Origin of the sequence: Leifsonia shinshuensis (assembly GCF_014217625.1) — a bacterium.
GTDB classification, from domain to species: domain Bacteria; phylum Actinomycetota; class Actinomycetes; order Actinomycetales; family Microbacteriaceae; genus Leifsonia; species Leifsonia shinshuensis_A.
Window position 1 is genome coordinate 4,064,685 of record NZ_CP043641.1, and the last position, 21,191, is coordinate 4,085,875.

Annotated in this window: 20 protein-coding genes; 16 read left to right on the forward strand and 4 right to left on the reverse strand. The window is 71.1% G+C overall.

Annotated elements, in window-relative coordinates; translation table 11 throughout:
- The first annotated feature begins 57 nt into the window (after positions 1–57).
- From tsaB to F1C12_RS19825, 4 genes are all read left to right on the forward strand, one after another.
- Positions 58–678 carry a tRNA (adenosine(37)-N6)-threonylcarbamoyltransferase complex dimerization subunit type 1 TsaB gene (gene tsaB, locus F1C12_RS19810; RefSeq protein ID WP_185276530.1) on the forward strand — a complete coding sequence of 207 codons (621 nt, stop codon included), beginning with the start codon at positions 58–60 and terminating at the stop codon, positions 676–678.
- Positions 675–1,166: a ribosomal protein S18-alanine N-acetyltransferase gene (gene rimI, locus F1C12_RS19815; protein WP_374939537.1), complete on the forward strand. Its 492-nt coding sequence runs from the start codon at positions 675–677 to the stop codon at positions 1,164–1,166. The genes tsaB and rimI overlap by 4 nt, the downstream gene beginning before the upstream one ends.
- Positions 1,163–2,269 (forward strand): tRNA (adenosine(37)-N6)-threonylcarbamoyltransferase complex transferase subunit TsaD, encoded by a 1,107-nt coding sequence (gene tsaD / locus F1C12_RS19820; RefSeq protein ID WP_185276531.1) that lies wholly within the window; start codon positions 1,163–1,165, stop codon positions 2,267–2,269. The genes rimI and tsaD overlap by 4 nt, the downstream gene beginning before the upstream one ends.
- Before the next feature lie 102 nt (positions 2,270–2,371).
- Complete coding sequence (locus F1C12_RS19825; protein WP_185276532.1) at positions 2,372–3,043, forward strand: DUF4190 domain-containing protein; 672 nt, start codon at positions 2,372–2,374, stop codon at positions 3,041–3,043.
- A gap of 18 nt (positions 3,044–3,061) precedes the next feature.
- Here the strand turns inward: F1C12_RS19825 and F1C12_RS19830 are convergent, their stop codons facing one another.
- Positions 3,062–4,249 carry a THUMP-like domain-containing protein gene (locus F1C12_RS19830; RefSeq protein ID WP_185276533.1) on the reverse strand — a complete coding sequence of 396 codons (1,188 nt, stop codon included), beginning with the start codon at positions 4,247–4,249 and terminating at the stop codon, positions 3,062–3,064.
- 152 nt (positions 4,250–4,401) lie between these two features.
- Here F1C12_RS19830 and groES point away from each other — a divergent pair, with 152 nt between their 5' ends.
- The 4 genes from groES to F1C12_RS19850 all read left to right on the forward strand — a co-directional run bounded on the left by groES (position 4,402) and on the right by F1C12_RS19850 (position 9,197).
- Positions 4,402–4,698, forward strand: coding sequence for a co-chaperone GroES (gene groES, locus F1C12_RS19835; protein ID WP_022889766.1), 297 nt, complete (start codon positions 4,402–4,404; stop codon positions 4,696–4,698).
- Between the two features lie 123 nt (positions 4,699–4,821).
- Positions 4,822–5,757 carry an EamA family transporter RarD gene (gene rarD / locus F1C12_RS19840; protein WP_185276534.1) on the forward strand — a complete coding sequence of 312 codons (936 nt, stop codon included), beginning with the start codon at positions 4,822–4,824 and terminating at the stop codon, positions 5,755–5,757.
- Positions 5,758–5,848: 91 nt separating this feature from the next.
- Positions 5,849–7,351, forward strand: a complete 1,503-nt coding sequence (gene guaB / locus F1C12_RS19845; protein ID WP_185276535.1) for an IMP dehydrogenase — start codon at positions 5,849–5,851, stop codon at positions 7,349–7,351.
- Between the two features lie 157 nt (positions 7,352–7,508).
- On the forward strand, positions 7,509–9,197 hold the full coding sequence (locus F1C12_RS19850) for an ABC-F family ATP-binding cassette domain-containing protein (RefSeq protein WP_185276536.1): 1,689 nt from the start codon (positions 7,509–7,511) through the stop codon (positions 9,195–9,197).
- Positions 9,198–9,261: 64 nt separating this feature from the next.
- Here the strand turns inward: F1C12_RS19850 and F1C12_RS19855 are convergent, their stop codons facing one another.
- Entirely contained in the window at positions 9,262–10,404 is a 1,143-nt protein-coding gene (locus tag F1C12_RS19855) for a MalY/PatB family protein (RefSeq protein ID WP_219732659.1), read from the reverse strand.
- Positions 10,405–10,448: 44 nt separating this feature from the next.
- Between F1C12_RS19855 and F1C12_RS19860 the strand changes: the two genes are divergently transcribed.
- From F1C12_RS19860 to guaA, 7 genes are all read left to right on the forward strand, one after another.
- Positions 10,449–11,567 (forward strand): GuaB3 family IMP dehydrogenase-related protein, encoded by a 1,119-nt coding sequence (locus F1C12_RS19860; protein WP_185279081.1) that lies wholly within the window; start codon positions 10,449–10,451, stop codon positions 11,565–11,567.
- A gap of 34 nt (positions 11,568–11,601) precedes the next feature.
- Entirely contained in the window at positions 11,602–13,473 is a 1,872-nt protein-coding gene (locus F1C12_RS19865) for a glycerol-3-phosphate dehydrogenase/oxidase (RefSeq protein ID WP_258046029.1), read from the forward strand.
- A 95-nt stretch (positions 13,474–13,568) separates the two neighbouring features.
- Positions 13,569–14,096, forward strand: a complete 528-nt coding sequence (locus F1C12_RS19870) for a cation:proton antiporter regulatory subunit (protein WP_185276538.1) — start codon at positions 13,569–13,571, stop codon at positions 14,094–14,096.
- Between the two features lie 3 nt (positions 14,097–14,099).
- Positions 14,100–15,467, forward strand: a complete 1,368-nt coding sequence (locus F1C12_RS19875) for a cation:proton antiporter (RefSeq protein WP_185276539.1) — start codon at positions 14,100–14,102, stop codon at positions 15,465–15,467.
- A gap of 60 nt (positions 15,468–15,527) precedes the next feature.
- Positions 15,528–16,355, forward strand: a complete 828-nt coding sequence (locus tag F1C12_RS19880) for an SURF1 family cytochrome oxidase biogenesis protein (protein ID WP_258046030.1) — start codon at positions 15,528–15,530, stop codon at positions 16,353–16,355.
- A 5-nt stretch (positions 16,356–16,360) separates the two neighbouring features.
- A complete protein-coding gene (locus F1C12_RS19885) occupies positions 16,361–16,810 on the forward strand; it encodes a DUF3817 domain-containing protein (protein ID WP_185276540.1) in 450 nt (149 codons plus the stop codon).
- A 10-nt stretch (positions 16,811–16,820) separates the two neighbouring features.
- The gene (gene guaA, locus F1C12_RS19890) at positions 16,821–18,434 is read left to right on the forward strand and encodes a glutamine-hydrolyzing GMP synthase (RefSeq protein ID WP_258046031.1); all 1,614 of its coding nucleotides are present in this window, start codon (positions 16,821–16,823) and stop codon (positions 18,432–18,434) included.
- A gap of 67 nt (positions 18,435–18,501) precedes the next feature.
- On the opposite strand, the gene F1C12_RS19895 is transcribed toward guaA, so the two are convergent.
- Positions 18,502–19,299: a Bax inhibitor-1/YccA family protein gene (locus F1C12_RS19895; RefSeq protein WP_185276541.1), complete on the reverse strand. Its 798-nt coding sequence runs from the start codon at positions 19,297–19,299 to the stop codon at positions 18,502–18,504.
- A 26-nt stretch (positions 19,300–19,325) separates the two neighbouring features.
- Entirely contained in the window at positions 19,326–19,979 is a 654-nt protein-coding gene (locus tag F1C12_RS19900) for a hypothetical protein (RefSeq protein ID WP_185276542.1), read from the reverse strand.
- Positions 19,980–20,043: 64 nt separating this feature from the next.
- On the opposite strand from F1C12_RS19900, the gene F1C12_RS19905 reads away from it, so the two are divergent.
- Positions 20,044–21,111 carry a glycerophosphodiester phosphodiesterase family protein gene (locus F1C12_RS19905; protein WP_185276543.1) on the forward strand — a complete coding sequence of 356 codons (1,068 nt, stop codon included), beginning with the start codon at positions 20,044–20,046 and terminating at the stop codon, positions 21,109–21,111.
- Positions 21,112–21,191: the final 80 nt, after the last annotated feature.

Here is a 21,191-nt window from a genome sequence, read left to right on the forward strand (position 1 = left end):
CGATGCCGCATCCCGGCTCGGCCCCTGCGGAGCCCACCCGGCGAATAGGCTGGTGGCATGCTCCTCGCCATCGACACCTCCGCGGGCACGAGTGTCGCCGTGGTCGACCGGGACGGCGGCATCCTCGCCGAAGTGACGGAACCCGACACCATGCGGCACGCCGAAGTGATCGGCGACCTCATCGCCGCGGCGCTGGACGCCTCCGGCACGCTCGTCGGCGAGCTCTCGGGCGTCGTGGCCGGGATGGGACCCGGACCGTTCACCGGTCTCCGGGTCGGCATCGCCGCCGCGACCGCGTTCGCGTTCGGGGCCGGCCGCCCGCTCGTCCCCGTCGTCAGCCACGACGCGGTGGCGTACGAGCGCTACCTGGCCGGGCACGCCGGGCCGCTCCTGGTCGTGACAGACGCGCGTCGCCGGGAGCGCTACTGGACGGCGTACTCGGGTGTGGACGAGCACGGCCTCCCGGTGCGCCTCGACGGCCCTGGGCTCGACAAGCCGGACGCGCTGCCGCATCCCGACCTCCCGCGCGAGGAGGCCGCCACCGTCTCGGCCGGGCTGCTCGGGATGATCGCGGAGCTGCGCTTCGCCGCCGGCCTCCCGTTCGACCGCGACGAGCCGCTCTATCTGCGCTCGCCGGATGTCACGCTGTCCGCGGGCCCGAAGCGGGTGAGCGCGTGAGCGCTCCGTCGTGGCAGCTGCGCCGTGCCACGGAGGCCGACGTGGAAGCGATCATGCTGCTGGAGACGGCGACGTTCGTCACCGACGCCTGGTCCGAGCAGTCGATGCGCTCCGAGGTGACCGGCCCGCACGGGTACTACCTGGTCGCGGTCGGTCTCGACGACCCGGATCGGATCGACGGCTACGCCGGGCTGCTCGCCCCGCGCGGCGCGGGCGAGGGCGACATCCAGACCATCGCGGTCGCGCCCGGCGCGCGCCGGCACGGCCTCGGCCGCGCGCTCATGCTCGCCCTGATCGGGGAGGCGCGCAACCGCGGCGCCCGCGAGGTGTTCCTGGAGGTGCGCGCAGACAACCCCGGCGCCCAGAACCTGTACCGCACGCTCGGCTTCGAGGAGATCGGCGTGCGCCCGCGGTACTACCAGCCAGACGGGGTGGATGCGATCGTCATGCGCCTGACCGTCCCGACCCCGGAGACCACGATCGCATGAACGACGCTCAGAACGGATCGCACGGCGGATCTCACGGCGACGGGCCGCTCGTGCTCGGCATCGAGACCTCCTGCGACGAGACCGGCGTCGGCATCGTGCGCGGCACGACCCTGCTCTCCAACACCATCGCATCCTCCATGGAGGAGCACGCCCGCTACGGCGGCGTCGTCCCGGAGGTCGCGGCGCGCGCCCATCTGGAGGCGCTCACCCCGACCCTTCGCACCGCCGTCGCCGACGCCGGGATCGAGCTCGCGGACGTCGACGCGATCGCGGTGACCAGCGGCCCGGGACTGTCCGGCGCGCTCATGGTCGGCGTCGGCGCGGCGAAGGCGCTCGCGCTGTCGCTCGGCAAGCCGCTCTACGCGGTCAACCACCTGGTCGGGCACGTCGGGGCGGACGTCCTCGACGCGGCGGGCGGTCCCGGCCATGCGGTCGAGGTCCCGACCGTGGCGCTGCTGGTCTCCGGCGGCCACACCTCGCTGCTGCTCGTGCGCGACCTGGTGTCCGACGTCGAACTGCTGGGCGAGACGATCGACGACGCGGCGGGGGAGGCCTTCGACAAGGTCGCCCGCGTGCTCGGCCTGCCGTACCCGGGCGGGCCGCAGATCGACCGGGTCGCCGCCGACGGCGATCCGCGTGCCATCCGCTTCCCGCGCGGGCTGACCAAGCCGAAGGACCTGGACCGGCACAGGTACGACTTCTCGTTCTCCGGGCTCAAGACGGCGGTCGCGCGCTGGGTGGAGCAGCGGCAGGACGCCGGCGACGAGGTGCCGGTCGCGGACGTGGCCGCCTCCTTCCGGGAGGCCGTGGCGGACGTCCTGATCACCAAGGCGATCGCCGCATGCCTCGACCACGACGTGCCCCGCCTGCTGCTCGGCGGCGGCGTCGTCGCGAACGCGCGCGTGCGCCAGCTCGCCGTGCAGCGGGCGGCGGAGGCCGGCGTGGCGCTGCGGATCCCCGCGCTCTCGCTGTGCACCGACAACGGTGCGATGATCGCGGCCCTGGGCGCGCAGCTGATCATGGCCGGGCGTGCGCCGAGCCGCCTGGACTTCGGCGCCGACTCGACGCTCCCGGTCACGGACATCCAGGTCGCGGAGGTCTGAGCCGGCGCGGTATTGCATGCGTTGACACGGCTTCCCGCCGCTGAGACGATTGATTCGGTACAGACTTTTCTCAGGAACTCACCAGAGAAGGAGATGGGCAGCATGTCCGATCCGAACACCCCGTCCGGCGCGCCAGAGCCCGAAGGGACGGACGGCAGCACGCCGGCCCAGCCGGTTCCGCCGTCCTCCGACATCCCGCCCGCCGCGGCGCCCGACGGCGTCCCGCCGACGCCCCCGGTCGCGCCTCCCGTTCCGCCGGCTCAGCCGGCGCAGCCCGGCTACGGGGCGCCGCAGCAGCCGTACGGTCAGCAGCCCTATGGGCAGCAGCCGCAGCAGCCGTACGGTCAGCAGCCCTATGGGCAGCAACCGCAGCAGCCCTACGGCCAGCAGCCGTACGGCCAGCAGCCGTACGGCCAGCAGCCCGGCCAGCCGGGGTACGGCCAGCCCGGGTACGGCCAGCCGGCCTACGGTCAGCCCGCGCCCGGCTACGCGCAGCCCTACGCGACGGCGCCCGCCACCAAGTCGCCGATCCTCAGCATCCTGTCGCTCGTCGGCGGCATCGTCGGCGTCGTCCTCAACTTCGCCTGGGGGATCGGCTTCCTGTTCGCGGTTGCCGCGATCGTCCTGGGCTTCATCGGCCGCAGGAAGGAGCCGCAGGCCAGGGGATTCTGGCTGACCGGCATCATCCTCGGCTTCGTGGGCGTGGTCATCGCGATCGTCTTCTGGATCGTGGCCGCGGTTCTGCTGGCCAGCTTCAGCACGAACTACCGGTAGTGACAGGTTCGCCGGCGGCTACAGCCGCTCGGCGAGCAACGCGGTGTGACGTCCGGCGACCCTGGTGAGGATCAGGGTCGCCGGACGGTCGCCCGACAGCTTGAGCCGGGTCCGGAGCGCGGCGGGGTCGACGTCCACGCCGCGCTTCTTGATCTCCAGCGTGCCGATCCCGCGCGTCCGCAGCGCCTTCTTGAGGTCCTTCTCGGCGAACGGCAGCGTCTCCAGGATGCGGAATCCGGCCGCGAACGGCGTCTCCACCGGCTCGTCCGCCGTGATGTAGGCGATGCCGTCGCCGAGCATCCGGCCGTCCAGGCGCCGCGCGAGGTCGCCGATCAGGCGCGCGCGGATGACCGCGCCGTCCGGCTCGTACAGGTATTCGCCGAGCTCGCCGGTCTCGGCGTCCTCGCTGTCGGCCTCGGCCGTCAGCTCGTTCGCCTCGTCGCCGCGCAGCACCAGGGCGGCGCGCCGGATGCCCGACCGGGCGAGCGCTCCGAACCACAGCCCGAGCTCCACGACCTGCCCGTCGGCGGACACCCACTGGGCCTCCGCGGTCGACGGGATGAGGTCGCGGTCGAAGCCGGGGCCGAGCTTGAGCCCGACCGAGCGGCCCGTCGCCAGCTCGTACGCGAAGCCGAGCGATGGTGTGTAGTCGTCGGGATCGGTCAGCCGGTCGGTGTCGGTGTGGCCCGCTGTGCGCCGGGCAGGGTCGAGGAAGACGCCGTAGATCGCGCGCAGGCTGACGTCCTCCGCGCGCCGGTGCTCGACCGTCGCGGACGGGAACGGGGCGAGGTTGAAGGCGGCGATCGCGGCCGTGACCTCGTCGGCGTCGACGGCCGTGACCTCCAGCTCGAGGGCTGCGAGGGCGAGGGCGTCCCCGCCGATGCCGCAGCCGAGGTCCGCGACGCGGGTCAGTCCGGCAGCGCGGAACCGTCCGGCGTGCCGCGCGGCGACCGAGAGGCGGGTCGCCTGCTCCAGTCCCGCCTCGGTGAACAGCATCCGGGAGGCGAACTCGCCGAACTTGCCGACCGCCTTCTTGCGGAGCTTCGCCTGCGTCAGCACAGCCGCCACCAGGCCAGGGGAGTGGCCCTGCTTGCGGAGTGAGGTGACCATCCCGAGCACGTCCTTCTCGGACCGGTACGGAGGCAGCGAGTCGAGCAGCCGGAGGCCTTCGGGGCTGAGCAGCTCGACGAGTTCGGACCGGTCCATGGGGACCACGGTACCTTCTGGCACTCACGTTGCGGGACTGCTAACGCACCCCCTAGACTCGTGTTAGCACTCTCCGTGCGAGTTTGCTAACGCAAACCGCGCCTACGCATTGTGTTCGCAAAGACTGAGTTCACCAAAGAAAGAGGTCAACCGTGTCGGTCTCCATCAAGCCGCTCGAAGATCGCATCGTCATCAAGCAGGTCGAGGCTGAGCAGACCACTGCTTCCGGTCTGGTCATCCCCGACACCGCGAAGGAGAAGCCCCAGGAGGGCGAGGTCGTCGCCGTCGGACCGGGCCGCATCGACGACAACGGCAACCGCGTTCCGCTCGACGTCGCCGTCGGCGACAAGGTGATCTACTCCAAGTACGGGGGCACCGAGGTCAAGTTCGGCGGCGAGGACTTCCTGGTCCTCTCGGCTCGCGACGTCCTCGCGGTCGTCGTCCGCTGACGCACCTTCTTTCGGCCGAGGCCCGGGCGCTGCTGCGCCCGGGCCTTCGTCGTCCGTGCGAGCGGTCGTGCCCGGCCTCCACCGCGTCCGCCCGTGTCGCCCGTTCGGAGTAGTGTCGTGGGAGTGCCGCAGCCCCTCTCCGAACACCGCAGGTCCGGCCTGACCTACGCCGTCTCCGCCTACGTCCTCTGGGGCATCCTCCCCATCTACTTCCTCGCGCTCGCGCCGGCCAGCGCCTGGGAGATCGTGGCCTGGCGGGTGATCTTCTCGCTGGTGTTCTGCGCGATCGCGCTCTCGGTGACGCGCGCGTGGCGCACCTTCGGCGCCCTGCTGAAGGACCGCAGGGTCCTGTTCACGATGGGCCTCGCCGGCGCGCTCATCTACGTCAATTGGCAGACCTACGTGCTGGCCACCGTCAGCGGGCACGTCGTGGAGGCGGCCCTCGGCTACTTCATCAACCCGATCGTGACCGTCTTCCTCGGCGTCATCGTCCAGCGCGAACGCCTCCGCATCGCCCAGTGGGTCGCGGTCGGCGTCAGCGTGGTCGCGGTCGTCGTGCTCGCGGTCGGCTACGGGCAGGTCCCGTGGATCGCCCTCATCCTCGCGTTCTCGTTCGGCTTCTACGGCCTGATCAAGAAGCGCGTCGGCGGCCGGGTCGACGCCGTCTCCGGCCTGACCCTGGAGACGATGTGGCTGACGCCGGTCGCCATCGTGCAGCTCGTGGTCGTCAGCCTCACCGTCGGCCTGACCATCGGCTCGGTGAGCGCCTGGCACACCGTCGCGCTGGTCGGCGCGGGAGTGATCACGGCCGTCCCGCTGCTGTTCTTCGCCGCGGCCTCCCGCCGGCTGCCGCTGGTCTACATGGGCTTCATCCAGTACTTCGCGCCGTTCATCCAGTTCCTGGTCGGTGTCGCGGTGCTGCACGAGGCGATGCCGCCGGAGCGCTGGATCGGCTTCGCGATCGTGTGGCTGGCCCTCGCCATCCTGAGCGTCGACATGATCGTGGCGGCGCGCCAGGGGAAGAAGCAGGCGGAGCTGGATCTGGCGACGGTGGAGTGAGGCCTGCGCCGCCCTCCGCCGCGGAATATCCGCCCAGCTTGTGCCGTTACCATGGATCATCCACAACTCGCGCGACCTTGATAGGGGTGAAATGGACCAGGCGGATCCGTTCGGATTCATCGGTTTGACCTACGACGACGTCATGCTCCTCCCCGGGCACACCGACGTCATCCCGAGCGAGGCGGACACCTCGACTCGCCTGACCAAGCGGATCAGCATGGCGACCCCGCTCCTGTCCAGCGCCATGGACACCGTGACCGAGTCGCGCATGGCCGTCGCCATGGCCCGGCACGGCGGCATCGGCATCATCCACCGCAACCTCTCCATCGAGGACCAGGCCACGAACGTGGACAAGGTGAAGCGGTCCGAGTCGGGCATGATCACCAACCCGGTGACCACCACCCCCGACGCCACCGTCGAGGAGGTCGACCTCCTCTGCGGGCAGTTCCGCGTCTCCGGCCTCCCGGTCGTGGAGGGCGACGGAAAGCTCGTCGGCATCATCACCAACCGCGACATGCGCTTCGTCTCCCCATTCGAGCGCTCCACCACGCTGGTGCGCGACGTGATGACCCGCATGCCCCTGATCACCGCGCCGGTCGGCATCGACCCGGACGCCGCCGTCGCGATCTTCGCCGAGCACAAGATCGAGAAGCTGCCGCTCGTGGACGCCGACGGCCGCCTGCGCGGACTCATCACCGTCAAGGACTTCGACAAGAGCGAGAAGTACCCGAACGCCACCAAGGACGACGAGGGCCGCCTGCGCGTCGGCGCCGCGATCGGCTTCTTCGGCGACGCCTGGGACCGCGCGATGACCCTGGTCGACGCGGGCGTCGACGTCATCGTGGTGGACACCGCCAACGGCGACTCCGCCGGCGTGCTCGACATCATCCACCGGCTCAAGCATGAGCCGCGCGCCTCGCACGTCGACATCATCGGCGGCAACGTCGCGACCCGCTCCGGTGCGCAGGCGCTCATCGACGCGGGCGCGGACGCCATCAAGGTCGGCGTCGGCCCCGGCTCCATCTGCACCACCCGCGTCGTCGCCGGCGTCGGCGTGCCGCAGGTGACCGCGGTGTACGAGGCCTCGCTGGCCGCGCGCGCTGCGGACGTCCCGCTCATCGCGGACGGCGGCCTCCAGTACTCGGGCGACATCGCCAAGGCGCTGGTCGCGGGAGCGGAGAGCGTCATGCTCGGCTCGCTGCTGGCCGGCACGGCCGAGTCGCCCGGCGACCTGGTGTTCGTCAATGGCAAGCAGTTCAAGAACTACCGCGGCATGGGGTCGCTCGGCGCCCTCCAGACCCGGGGCAAGAAGACCTCGTACTCGCGCGACCGGTACTTCCAGGCGGACGTCCCCAGCGACGAGCAGCTGATCGCCGAGGGCATCGAAGGGCAGGTGCCGTACCGCGGCCCGCTGTCCGCCGTGGCGTACCAGCTCGTCGGCGGCCTTCGGCAGTCGATGTTCTACGTGGGCGCGCGGACGATTCCGGAGCTGAAGGAGCGCGGCCGGTTCGTGCGGATCACGGCGGCCGGGCTCAAGGAGTCGCACCCGCACGACATCCAGATGGTCGTGGAGGCGCCCAACTACCGCCGCTGAGTCAGCACCCTCCGACAACGGAGGAGATCCGGCCCCTCCGGGCCCCGATCTCCTCCGTTGTCTGCGTTTCGGGGGTGTCCCGGTCCGGATCTCCTCCTGTGCCAACGCCCCGGTTTCCCCTAAGCTGGAAGGCTTTGTCCACGGGGGAAGAGGAACCATGGGTCACATCGACGTCTCCGGCGTCTCGTACGCGCTCGCCGACGGGAGGCCGCTCCTGGACGACGTGTCGTTCCGGGTCGGCGACGGGAGCGTCTCCGCGCTGATCGGCGCCAACGGGGCCGGCAAGTCGACGCTGCTGCGGATCATCCGCGGCGAGCTGCGCCCGGACACCGGCGGCGTCGTGATCGACGGCGGCCTCGGCGTGATGGACCAGTTCGTCGGCCACGTCCGCGACGACCGGACGGTGCGCGACCTCCTCGTGCTCGTCGCGCCCGCCGCCGTCCGCCGGGCGTCGGAGGCGCTCGCCGCGGCCGAGGAGGCGATCGTCGAGCGCGACGAGACGGACACGCAGCTCCGCTACGCGACGGCGCTGACCGACTACGCCGACGCCGGCGGCTACGACCAGGAGGTCGTCTGGGACCACTGCACCGTCGCCGCCCTCGGCCTCCCGTTCGAGCGCGCCCAGTACCGCAGCGTCCGCTCGCTGTCCGGCGGAGAGCAGAAGCGGCTGGTCCTGGAGGCGCTGCTGCGCGGCCCCGAGCAGGTGCTGCTGCTGGACGAGCCGGACAACTACCTGGACGTCCCTGCCAAGCGCTGGCTGGAGGAGCAACTGCGGTCGACGCCGAAGACCGTGCTGCTGGTGTCCCACGACCGCGAGCTGCTGGCGCGCGCCGCCGACCGCATCGTCACCCTGGAGCTCGGCGCCGCCGGCAACACGACCTGGACGCACGGCGGCGGCTTCGGCGGCTACCACGTCGCCCGCGAGGAGCGGATGGCGCGGCTGGAGGAGCTGCGCCGGCGCTGGGACGAGGAGCAGGCCAAGCTGAAGGCCCTGGTGCTGCGGTTCAAGGAGAAGGCGAAGTACAACAGCGACCTGGCCTCCGCGTACCAGGCCGCCCAGACCCGCCTCGCCAAGTTCGAGGCGGCCGGGCCTCCGCAGGAGCGCCCGCGCGAGCAGAACGTGCGGATGCGCCTCACCGGCTCCCGCACCGGCCGCCGCGTGATCGAGTGCGACGGCCTGGAGCTGACCGGCCTGATGCGCCCGTTCGACCTGGAGGTCTGGTTCGGCGAGCGCATCGCGGTCCTCGGCTCCAACGGCTCGGGGAAGTCGCACTTCCTCCGCCTCCTGGCGGCCGGCGGCACCGACCCGGACCCCTCCGTCGGCCACCTGGCCTCCGCGGAGGTCGCGGGCGCACCGGTGCCGCACTCCGGCGTCGCGAAGCTCGGCGCCCGCGTGGCTCCGGGCCTGTTCGCGCAGGCGCACGAGCACCCCGAACTGGTCGGCCGCACCCTCCTCGACATCCTGCACCGCGGCGACGACCGCCGAGACGGGATGCCCCGGGAGGCCGCCAGCCGCGTCCTCGACCGCTACGGCCTGGCGGCGTCGGCCGAGCAGACGTTCGAGTCGCTGTCCGGAGGGCAGCAGGCGCGCCTCCAGATCCTCCTGCTGGAGCTGTCGGGCGCGACCCTGCTGCTGCTCGACGAGCCCACCGACAACCTGGACCTGGTGTCGGCCGAGGCGCTGGAGGACGGGCTCGCCGGGTACGAGGGGACGGTGGTGGCGGTGACGCACGACCGCTGGTTCGCGCGCGGCTTCGACCGGTACCTGGTGTTCGGGGCGAACGGGAACGTGTACGAGGCGGCGGAGCCGGTGTGGGATGAGGCGCGGGTGGAGCGGGTGCGGTAGGGCTCATGCGATTCGTCACGAATCGCGGCTTTCGCGCGCGGATTCGCGACATTCGTGACGAATGTCAGCGGAGTCGGGCGATCCGCTCCACCGCCTCCGTCAGGACCTCCGGGGAGCAGGCCAGGTTCACGCGCGCGAAACCCGCGCCCTCGCGCCCGAAGTCCAGCCCGCGCACCAGCGCGACCCGGGCCTCCGCGAGGATGCGCTCCGCCGGCTCGTCGCCCCAGCCGAGCCCGCGGAAGTCGACCCAGGCCAGGTAGCTCGCGTGCGGCTCGCGGTAGACCGCCTCGGGGAGGTGCGTGGCGAGCAGCTGCCCGAACAGCGCCCGGTTCGCCTCGATCGACTCCAGAGTGCCCGCGAGCCACGAGCGGCTGTCGTCGAACGCCGCCTCCGTCGCGATCCGGCCGAGCAGGCTCGTGCGGACCTCCACCTCGACCGGGAGGGCGTGGAGTTGCACGGTCCGCGCCGGAGACGCCGCGACCATCAGCGCGCACTTCACCCCGGCGAGGTTCCAGGCCTTGCTCGCCGAGTGGGCCGCCACGCCGACGGAGCGCGCGGCATCCGACACCGACAGGAACGGCGTGAACGTCTCGTCCGAGTGCGTCAGCGGCGCGTGGATCTCGTCGCTCACTACGGCGACGTCGTAGCGCGCCGCCAGCGCGGCGACGGCCTCCAGATCAGCCCGCGGGTGGACCAGGCCGAGCGGGTTGTGCGGGTGGCAGAGCAGCAGCGCGCGGGCGCCGCCGGCGAAGGCGCGCTCCAGGCCGGCGAGGTCGAGGGACCAGGTCGTTCCGTCGTCCAGCAGCGGGACCTCCTCGACCACGCCGCCCGCCTCCGGGATGAACTCGTAGAACGGCGGGTAGACCGGCGGCGTGATGACCACGCCGTCGCCGGGCGCGATCAGCATGCGCAGCGCCTCCACGATCACCACGCTCACATCCGTCGTCGTCAGGACGGAGGCCGGGTCGACCTCCCAGCCCCAGGTGTCGTGCGCGTAGCGGGCGAAGGCGCTCTTGGCGCGGTCGTCCTCGCCGATGTAGCCGGTGTCGCCGCGGTCGATCGCGGCGTGCAGGGCGGCGGCGATCGGCGGGGCCAGCGGATAGTCCGTCTCGGCCACGAACAGCGGCAGCACGTCCTCCGGGTACAGGCTCCACTTCTCGCTGGTGCGCTGGCGGAGGCGGGCGAGGGGCTCGGCGTCGACGGTCACCTGCCTACTCTGCCAGTGCCGCGCCATAGACTGAACCCGTGAGTATGGAGATTGAGATCGGGCGGGCCAAGCGTGCCCGCCGCGTGTACGCCTTCGACGACGTCGCGGTGGTGCCCAGCCGGCGCACGCGCGACCCCGAGGACGTCTCGGTCGCCTGGACCATCGACGCGTACCAGTTCAACATCCCGTTCCTGGCCGCCCCGATGGACTCGGTCGTCTCTCCGACCACCGCCATCATGATGGGCCAGCTCGGCGGGCTCGGCGTCCTCGACCTGGAGGGCGTCTGGACCCGGTACGAGGACCCGGAGCCGCTGCTCGCCGAGATCCGCGAGCTGCCGGCCGACAAGGCGACCCGGCGCATGCAGGAGATCTACTCCGAGCCGATCAAGCCCGAGCTGGTCACCCGCCGGCTCGCCGAGATCCGCGAGGGCGGCGTCACCGTCGCCGGCGCGCTCTCGCCGCAACGCACCCAGGAGCTCTACCAGACCGTCGTGGAGGCCGGGGTCGACCTGTTCGTCATCCGCGGCACCACGGTCTCCGCGGAGCACGTGTCGAAGAGCGTCGAGCCGCTCAACCTCAAGAAGTTCATCTACGAGCTCGACGTCCCCGTGATCGTCGGCGGCGCCGCGACCTACACGGCGGCGCTGCACCTCATGCGCACCGGCGCGGCCGGCGTGCTCGTCGGCTTCGGCGGAGGCGCGGCCTCGACCACCCGCTCCACGCTCGGCATCCACGCCCCGATGGCGACCGCCGTCGCGGACGTCGCCGGCGCCCGCCGCGACTACATGGACGAGTCGGGCGGCCGCTACGTGCACGTCATCGCCGACGGCGGCCTCGGCAGCTCGGGCGACATCGTCAAGGCCATCGCGTGCGGCGCGGACGCTGTCATGCTCGGCACCACGCTGGCCCGCGCGACCGATGCCCCGGGCGGCGGCTGGCACTGGGGCGCCGAGGCGGTCCACTCTCAGCTGCCCCGAGGCAACCGGGTCGCCGTCGGCCAGGTCGCCCCGCTCGAGGAGATCCTGTACGGCCCCGCACCGGTCGCCGAGGGAACTGCGAATCTCGTGGGGGCCTTGCGCAGGAGCATGGCAACGACGGGATACTCGGACTTGAAGGAGTTCCAGCGCGTCGAGGTGGTCGTCGCGCCGTACCAAGGGCATTAGTTTCCGGCCGAGGGCGGCCGGGGAGGAGGAAACGATGGCGACAGCATCCCCGTCCGCGACGGAGGTCGCGTACCCCTCACGGCTCGGCCCGGCCGAGCGCGCCGCCGCGATCCAGGCCCTCAAGGACACCGAGCTCGACATCCTCGTGGTCGGCGGCGGCATCGTCGGCGTCGGCAGCGCCGTCGACGCGGTCACCCGTGGCCTGAGCGTCGGCCTGGTGGAGGCCCGCGACTTCGCGTCCGGCACCTCCAGCCGGTCGTCCAAGCTGGTCCACGGCGGCATCCGCTACCTGGAGCAGCTGGACTTCGGGCTCGTTCGCGAGGCCCTGATCGAGCGCGGCCTCCTGCTGCAGCGGATCGCCCCGCACCTGGTCAAGCCGGTCCGGTTCCTGTACCCGCTGCACAAGCACGTCTGGGAGCGCTTCTACATCGGCGCCGGCATGATGCTGTACGACATCTTCTCCTACAGCGGCCTCCGCCCACCGGGGGTGCCGCACCACCGCCACCTCAGCCGGCGGCAGGTGCTGAAGGCCATCCCGAGCATGTCCCCGAGCGCGCTGGTCGGCGGGATCACGTACTACGACGCGCAGGTCGACGACGCCCGCTACACGGCGACGCTCGCGCGCACCGCGGCCCACTACGGTGCGCACGTCGCGCCGCGCGTCCGGGTCGAGGGCTTCCTGAAGGTCGGCGAGCGCGTCGTCGGCGTGCAGGCGGTCGACCAGGAGACCGGCGAGCGGTTCGAGATCCGCGCCAAGCAGGTCGTCAACGCGACCGGCGTGTGGACGGACGACACCCAGTCGATGGTGGGGGAGCGCGGCCAGTTCAAGGTGCGTGCGTCGAAGGGCATCCACCTCGTGGTCCCGCGCGACCGGTTCCAGTCCAAGATGGGCCTGATCCTCCGCACCGAGAAGAGCGTGCTGTTCGTGATCCCGTGGGGCCGGCACTGGCTGATCGGCACCACCGACACCGACTGGCACCTCGACAAGGCGCACCCGGCGGCGACCGCGGCAGACATCGACTACCTGCTCGCGCACGTCAACCAGGTGCTCAACGTCCCGCTCACCCGGGAGGACGTGGAGGGCGTCTACGCGGGGCTGCGCCCGCTGCTCGCCGGCGAGTCGGAGGAGACCTCCAAGCTGTCCCGCGAGCACCTCGTCGCCCACTCGGTGCCCGGGCTGGTCGTGATCGCCGGCGGCAAGTGGACGACCTACCGCGTGATGGCGAAGGATGCGATCGACGCCGCCGTGGACGCGCTCGACGGCAAGATCCCGGCGAGCACGACGATGGAGATCCCGCTGGTCGGGGCCGAGGGCTACCAGGCCGCGTGGAACCGCCGCGGGCGGATCGCGAGCGAGTCCGGCCTCCACCCGGCGCGAGTCGAGCACCTGCTCAACCGGTACGGGACGATGGCGGAGGACATCCTCGCCTTGATCCGCCAGGACGAGTCGCTGGCCCAGCCGCTGCCCGGCGCGGACGACTACATCGGCGCGGAGGTCGTCTACGCGGCCAGCCACGAGGGCGCCCTCCACCTGGAGGACGTGCTCGCCCGCCGCACCCGCATCTCCATCGAAGCCTGGGACCGCGGCGTCTCGGCGGCGCCGGTCGCGGCGTCGCTGATGGCCGGGGTGCTCGGCTGGGATGCCGCCCGCGAGGAGCGCGAGGTGCAGACCTACCTGAAGCGGGTCGCCGCCGAGCGCGCCAGCCAGCAGCAGCCCGACGACGAGTCGGCCGACCGCGTGCGCCTGGAGGCCCCGGACATCGTTGACGTGGACGCCGCCGCCGCGAAGGCGAGCGCGGTCACGCGCACAGCGAAGGCCGCGTCGGCGAAGACTCCGGCGGCGAAGGCGGCCGCGAAGCCGTCCGGAGCCGCACAGGCCGGGGACGCGCCTCCCCAGGAGGAGTGAGCCACCCCGGCTAGTGAGCCACCCGGCCGAAAAGAGCCCGAAACCTCCCTCCGGTAAACTGGACTTCAGTGCCCGAGACGGATGGAGACGGATAGATGGTTGACGTTCGACGGGTGAAGTTGCCCGGCGTCGGGGTGTTGCACACCTTCGTGACGGACGATGGCGGCAAGGTCGGCGTCATCGCGCACCGCTCCGGTCACAGCGACCTGATCACGTTCTCCGACCACGAGGACGGCGCCGACGTGACCAAGGTCTCGCTGCGTCTCAACGAGGACGAGGCGCACACGCTCGCCGAGCTCCTCGGAGGCACCCAGATCACCGAGTCGCTGACCGCGCTCGACCAGATCCCCGGCCTCAGCATCGACTGGTTCTCGGTCGACTACGAGGACTACATCGCGGGCCAGCAGCTCGGCGCGCCCGGCGACCGCGGCTTCGTCGGGCTCACCGTCGTCGCCGTCGTGCGCGGGGACTCCGCCAACCCGGCTCCCGCGCCCGACTTCAAAGTCTTCCCCGGCGACACGCTCGTCGTCGCGGGCACCCCGGAGAAGGTCGCCAAGGCCTTCGCGTTCTTCCGCACCGGCGAGACCGTGCGGGCCACGACCGACGCTCCGCCGGGAGGCTGATCCATGCATCTCGGAGAAGACCTCATCATCCTCGGCATCCTGCTGCTCGTCGCGTACGTGCTCGGACGCCTCGGCAAGCTGGTGGGGCTCCCCGCGATCCCCATCTACATGCTCGTCGGCCTGCTGGCGAGCCCGCACACCGGCTGGTTCCCGCTCGACTTCGAGAGCAACTACATCGAGCTCATCGCGATCTTCGGGCTCATCCTGCTGCTGTTCAACCTGGGCCTGGAGTTCGACCAGGACGAGTTCTTCGGCAACTTCGGCAAGCTGGTCATCTCCGGCGGCTCCTACATCCTCATCAACATGGGGGTCGGCCTCGCGTTCGGCTTCTGGGTCGGCTGGGGGACGCGGGAGGCGCTGATCATCGCCGGGATGACGGCCACGTCGTCGTCCGCGATCGTGACCAAGCTGCTCATCGAGCTGCGCCGCCTGCCGAACACCGAGACGCCGATGATCCTCGGCGTGACGGTCGTGGAGGACATCTTCATCGCGATCTACCTCGCGATCGTCTCCGTCGTGCTGAGCGGGGAGACCGACTTCTGGCCGGTGGTCGGCAAGCTGACGGTCGCCTTCCTGTTCCTGGTCGTGATGTTCACGCTGGCCCGGTTCGGCGGGAGGTACGTCTCCCGGCTGTTCCGGACGAAGGACGACGAGCTGTTCACGATCCTGTTCTTCGGGCTCGCGGTGCTGTTCGCCGGGATCGGCGAGATCCTCGGCGTCACGGACGCGATCGGCGCGTTCCTGATCGGGCTCGTGCTGGGCGCGACGAAGTACCGGAACAAGATCGAGCACATCGCCATCCCGTTGCGGGACGTGTTCGCGGCGTTCTTCTTCCTCAACTTCGGGCTGGAGCTCGATCCGGCGAAGTTCCCCGCGGTGCTCGGCCCGGTGCTCATCGCCGTCGCCATGACGATCGTGCTCAACATCCTCGCCGGGCAGTTCGTCGCGTGGCTGAACGGCTTCGGAGCACAGGCCGGCATCAACACCGCGGTCATCCTGCAGAACCGCGGCGAGTTCGCGCTCATCCTCGCGACGCTGTCACTCGGCGCGGGACTGGACGCGCGCATCGTGCCGTTCGCCGGCCTCTACGTGCTGATCATGGCCGTGATCGGGCCCGTCCTCGCAGCGAACTCCGAGAAGATCGGTGGGATGATTCTCCGGTCCGGATCGTCCAAGCGGCGCGACCGGCGGAAGAAGCGCGATCCCATGCTCGACGAGGAGATCGCACTCGTCGAGGCGGCCACCGCCGACCTCGACTCCGACACGCGCCGCGACGACACGCGCGCGGACGACACGCGCCAGGCTGTGGACCGGATCGTCGAGCAGGCCATGCAGCAGCAGGACACGACCGTCGAACGAAAGCGGGACTGACCCATCGACACCACCCCCGGCGGCCCGGCCGGCGCTCAGGCGCAGCAGGGCGGCACCACCATGCTGCAGATGATGCTGCGCCCGCGCTGGATCGGCGCCCTCCTGTTCGCGCTCGCGCTCGCCGCGGGGTTCGCCGCTCTCGGCCAGTGGCAGCTGGAGCGCGCGATCGAGTCGGGCAAGGCGGTCGTCGCACCGACCGAGACCGTGCTCCCGCTCGCGCAGGTCGCGAAGCCGAACGGGCCGATGACCGACAAATCCGTCGGGCAGCTCGTGGAGTTCACCGGCACCGTCGTCGCCGGCGACGACCAGCTGCTCTACGACCGGATCAACAACGGCCGGAGCGGCTGGTGGGTCGTCTCGCACGTGGACGTCGACGCCGGCGACGGCCACCGCATCGCCCTCGCGGTCGCCCGCGGCTGGGCGGCGAACGAGGCGACGGCGAAGTCCGTGATGGCGCAGCTCGCCGAGCAGCCGGAGGCTCCGCAGAAGTTCGTCGGCCGCATCCTCCCCGACGAGCAGCCGGCGGTCCCGGACGACAAGAAGAACCCGACCGCGATGAAGAACCTCGGCGTCGGCCAGCTCTACAACCTGTGGACCGGCGTGGACGGCATGGACGTCTACAACGCGTACGTGGTCGACCGCACGCCGCCGACGGGGCTCGTGAAGATCGACTCGCCGCCTCCGATCCAGCAGACCGAGCTCAACTGGCTCAACCTGTTCTACGCGGCCGAGTGGATCATCTTCGCCGGGTTCGCGATCTTCCTCTGGTACCGGCTCGTGCGCGACGCCAAGCAGCGGGAGGACGAGGAGCGCGAGCTGGCGGCCGAGGCGGCAGCGGGCAGCGGCTCCGGCGGCGGCGCCAGGGCCCACGCCGGGAACGTAGAATAAATCACATGCCCCTCGCTCCCAAGCTCGAAGACTTCCCGAAGATCCGCGGGGCGCTGAAGTTCTACCAGGTGTTCGCCTACGTCACCGGAATCATGCTCCTGCTGCTCTGCGTGGAGATGATCGTGAAGTACGGCCTCGGCTACCAGCTCTACGCCGGCAGCAACTACGGCGCTCTTACGTTCGTGCCGGTCAAGACCGCGGTCGCCCCGACCGGCCTCGACCTGAGCACGGGCATCCTCATCGCCCACGGTTGGCTGTACGTGGTCTACCTGTTCTCGGACTTCCGGCTGTGGAGCCTGATGCGCTGGCCGTTCTCGAAGTTCGTCACCATCGCCCTCGGCGGCGTCATCCCCTTCCTGTCCTTCTTCGTGGAGGCCAGGATCAGCAAGCAGGTCAAGAGCTATCTGGCCGGCCGCGAGGCCGAGGCAGCGACGTACGTGGAGGCAGCAAATTAGCACCGACGCAGTGTTCTCGGACATCCTCGGGGGAGCCGACTCGGCCGCGCCGTCCGGCCCCGTCCTGGTGGTCGACTTCGGCGCGCAGTACGCCCAGCTGATCGCGCGCCGCGTGCGCGAGGCCAACGTGTACTCCGAGATCGTGCCGCACACCGTGACGGCGTCGGAGGTCGCGGCCAAGCGGCCGGCGGGCATCGTCCTTTCGGGCGGCCCCTCCAGCGTGTACGAGGAGGGCGCGCCCCACCTCGACGAGGCGATCTTCGAGCTCGGCGTCCCGGTGCTCGGCATCTGCTACGGCTTCCAGGTGATGGCCACCGCCCTCGGCGGCGAGGTCGCTCGCACCGGCCGACGCGAGTACGGCTCCACCGCGGTCCGGGTCACCGGGGCGGCCTCCGACGGTTCGGGCAGCCTCCTCGACGGCCAGCCCGCCGACCAGACCGCGTGGATGAGCCACGGCGACTCGGTCTCCCGGGCGCCGGAGGGCTTCGAGGTGCTGGCCTCCACCGAGGACACCCCGGTCGCCGCGTTCGCGAACGAGGAGCGCCGGCTGTACGGCGTGCAGTGGCACCCCGAGGTCAAGCACTCGCAGTACGGCCAGGCCGTCCTCGAGAACTTCCTGCACCGCGCCGCCGGCATCCCAGCCGACTGGAACAGCGGCAACGTCATCGCCGACCAGGTCGCCGCGATCCGCGCCCAGGTCGGCAGCGGCCGCGTGCTGTGCGCGCTGTCCGGCGGCGTCGACTCCGCGGTCGCCGCGGCGCTCGTGCACAAGGCCGTCGGCGACCAGCTCGTCTGCGTGTTCGTCGACCACGGCCTGCTCCGCAAGGACGAGGCCCGCCAGGTCGAGGAGGACTACGTCGCCGCGACGGGCGTGCGGCTCGTCACCGTGAACGCGCAGGACCAGTTCCTGTCCGCGCTCGCCGGCGTCTCCGACCCGGAGACCAAGCGCAAGATCATCGGCCGCGAGTTCATCCGCGTGTTCGAGAAGGCCCAGGCCGACCTGATCGCGGAGGCCGAGAACGACGGCGACCCGATCCGCTTCCTGGTGCAGGGCACCCTCTACCCGGACGTGGTGGAGTCGGGCGGCGGCACCGGCACGGCCAACATCAAGAGCCACCACAACGTCGGCGGCCTCCCGGAGGACCTGCAGTTCGAGCTGGTCGAGCCGCTGCGCACCCTGTTCAAGGACGAGGTGCGCGCGATCGGCCGCGAGCTGGGCCTGCCGGAGGTCATCGTCGGCCGCCAGCCGTTCCCCGGGCCGGGCCTCGGCATCCGCATCGTCGGCGAGGTGACGCAGGAGCGGCTCGACCTGCTCCGCGACGCCGACGCGATCGTGCGCGCCGAGCTGACCGCGGCCGGCCTGGACGCCGAGATCTGGCAGTGCCCGGTGGTGCTGCTTGCCGACGTCCGCTCCGTCGGCGTGATGGGCGACGGCCGCACCTACGGCCACCCGATCGTGCTGCGCCCGGTCTCCAGCGAGGACGCGATGACCGCCGACTGGACGCGCCTGCCGTACGACCTGCTGGCCACGATCTCCAACCGCATCACCAACGAGGTGGACGGGGTGAACCGCGTCGTGCTCGACGTCACGTCGAAGCCGCCGGGGACCATCGAGTGGGAGTGAGCCTCCCGTGAAACGGCGAAGGGCCGGGATGCTGCGACAGCATCCCGGCCCTTCTGCGTGGGGTGGGCTAGTTGCGGGAGATGGCGAGGAGTCGCAGGATCTCGAGGTACAGCCAGATGACCGTGACCATGATCCCGAACGCGCCGGACCAGCCGTAGATGCGCGGGGCGCGGTTCTTGACGCCGCGCTGGATGAAGTCGAAGTCGAGCACGAGCGAGTAGGCGCCCATGATGACGACGACCACGCCGATCAGCACGCCGAGCGGGATGCCGAACAGCTTGACGTCGCTGCTCAGGCCGAACATGCCGTGGGTGACGCCGGTCCACATCAGGATGACGTTGACGAGCGAGTAGGCCAGGTACCCGAACATGGCGATCAGGAAGACCTTGGTGGCCTTGGCCGAGGCGCGGATCTTGCCGGAGGCGAAGAGCGCGAGCGTCACGCCGACGACCGCGAGCGTGCCGATGACCGCCTGGATGACGATGCCCGGGTAGATCGACTCGAACAGGCCGGAGATGCCGCCGACGAAGATGCCCTGCACGCCGGCGTAGCTCAGGATGAGGGCGGGCGACGGCTTCTTCTTGAAGATGTTGACGAGCGCGAGCACGAAGCCGACGATCGCGGCCGGGAGGTAGAGGCCGGGCACCATCCAGCCGACCACCGCGCCCGCGACGAGCAGGGCGAAGGAGATCGCGCTCTTGTTGATGGTGTCCTCGATCGTCATGCGATCGGTGTCGGCGGACGTCGCGGACGGCGCCTGGTACATCTGCTCGAGGTTCTCGGCGCTGACCGTGGTGGCCGCCCCGGCCTGCCCGTTGTTCTGGAAGGCCGGATTCGTCGAGAATGCCGGGTTGGTGAGTGCCATGGGTTCCTCGCTCTGTCGGGGACCGCTTACGGTCTCGGTGCGTCCAACCTATCGGGTTGGTTTCTGAGAGTTCTGACAGATTGCCATGAATCGAGTGCGATCGCGCCGGCGCGGGCCAGCCACGCCGAGCCGATCACGACGACGCTCATGACCAGGATGGTGATCCAGCCCTGTCCGTAGGTCGTCACGTACAGCGGGAGGACCAGGCTGGCGGCGATCGGCAGCACCAGCACGGCGAACGCCGGCAGCGGCCGCAGGCGCACGAGCAGCCAGGCCGCCAGCATGATGGCGTAGCACCAGGCGAAGCCCGAGCCGCCCAGCATGAGCCAGGTGAAGCCGAGCACCGGGACGACGACGGCGACCCTCCGGCCGATGGTGGAGGGCAGCACGGCCCAGCCCGCGGGCTGCATGATCGAGCCGACCAGCAGGAACGGGAGGCTGTACGCGGTGGTGATCAGCACGCAGGCCGTGCCGACCACGATCATCGCGAGTCCGGCGATCCAGCGGCCGCGGTACGTGCCCCAGTGCAGTCGGAGCGCGCGTGTCGGCTCGCGCCAGGCGTGGGCCGTCGGCGTCTCGGGCGCAGGCCGGGCAGGCGCGGGCGCGGCGGGCGCAGGCGTTGAGGGTACGGGCGCCGCGGGTTCGGGCCGGGGCGCGGGAAGACCGTCGTGGTCGGGCACCTTCCGATTGTTTCACCCGCAGGTGCGCACCGGAACGGCCGAGGCCGCCGACTAGTATCGCCACATGCGTGCCCGCTCCAGACCGTCCGTGATCGGCCATCGGGGCGCGCCCGGCTACCGGCCGGAGCACACCCGGGCCGCGTACGAGCTGGCGTTCGCCCTCGGCGCGGACTCCGTGGAGCCCGACCTGGTCGCCACGAAGGACGGCGTCCTGGTGGTTCGGCACGAGAACGAGATCTCCGGCACCACCAACGTGGCCGACCACCCCGAGTTCGCGGCGCGGCGCACGACCAAGGAGGTCGACGGGCTGCCGCTGACCGGCTGGTTCACCGAGGACTTCACGTGGACCGAGCTGGCCACGTTGCGCGCGCGGGAGCGGGTGCCGCAGCTGCGGCAGGCGAGCGCGACCTTCGACGACCGCTACCCGATCCTCCGGCTCGCGGACGTCCTGGAGGTCGTGGACGCCGCCTCCGACGCGGCGAGCCGGGCGCTCGGCCTGGTCGCCGAGCTGAAGCACGCCACCTACTTCGAGGCGGCGGGGCTGCCGCTGCACGAGCTGTTCCTGTCCGAGCTCGCGGACGCGGGCTGGTCGGACCACCCGGGGCTGGTCGCCGAGAGTTTCGAGAAGACGGTGCTCGGCCGCCTCCACGACGGCGGGTTCCGGGGCAGGCGCGTCTACCTGCTGGAGGGTGAGGGGGCGCCCGCCGACCGCGTCGCGTCGCTGGGGGCGGCGGCGCCGGGGTACGCCTCCGACCTGACGCTGCGCGGGCTGTACGCCCTCGGCTCGGCGGCGTCGCCGGCGGATCGGGTCGACGGCATCAGCGTGGACGTCTCCCAGATCCTGCATTCGGGCTCCGTGGCGGTCGGGCTGTTCGGCGAGGACGAGGGTGGCGTCGACATCGGCGCGGTGACCTCCGATCTGGTCGACCTCGCGCACTCGGCCGGACTGTTCGTGTACTGCTGGACGCTCCGGCCGGAGAACGGGATGCTGCCGGCCGAGTTCCGCGGACCGGGCCGCGACGACGAGTGGGGCGACTGGCGGCGGCTCTTCGCGATCCTGCTGCACTCCGGCGTCGACGGGGTGTTCGCCGACCATCCCGACCTCGCCGTGGCCGTGCGCGACGGGCGCTGAGCGGTCGGGCGCCCGCCGTCCGGCCGCGTCCTGGCGCGGGTCCCGGCCCGGCGTCCGACGGCGTCCCGGCACCCGGCCGC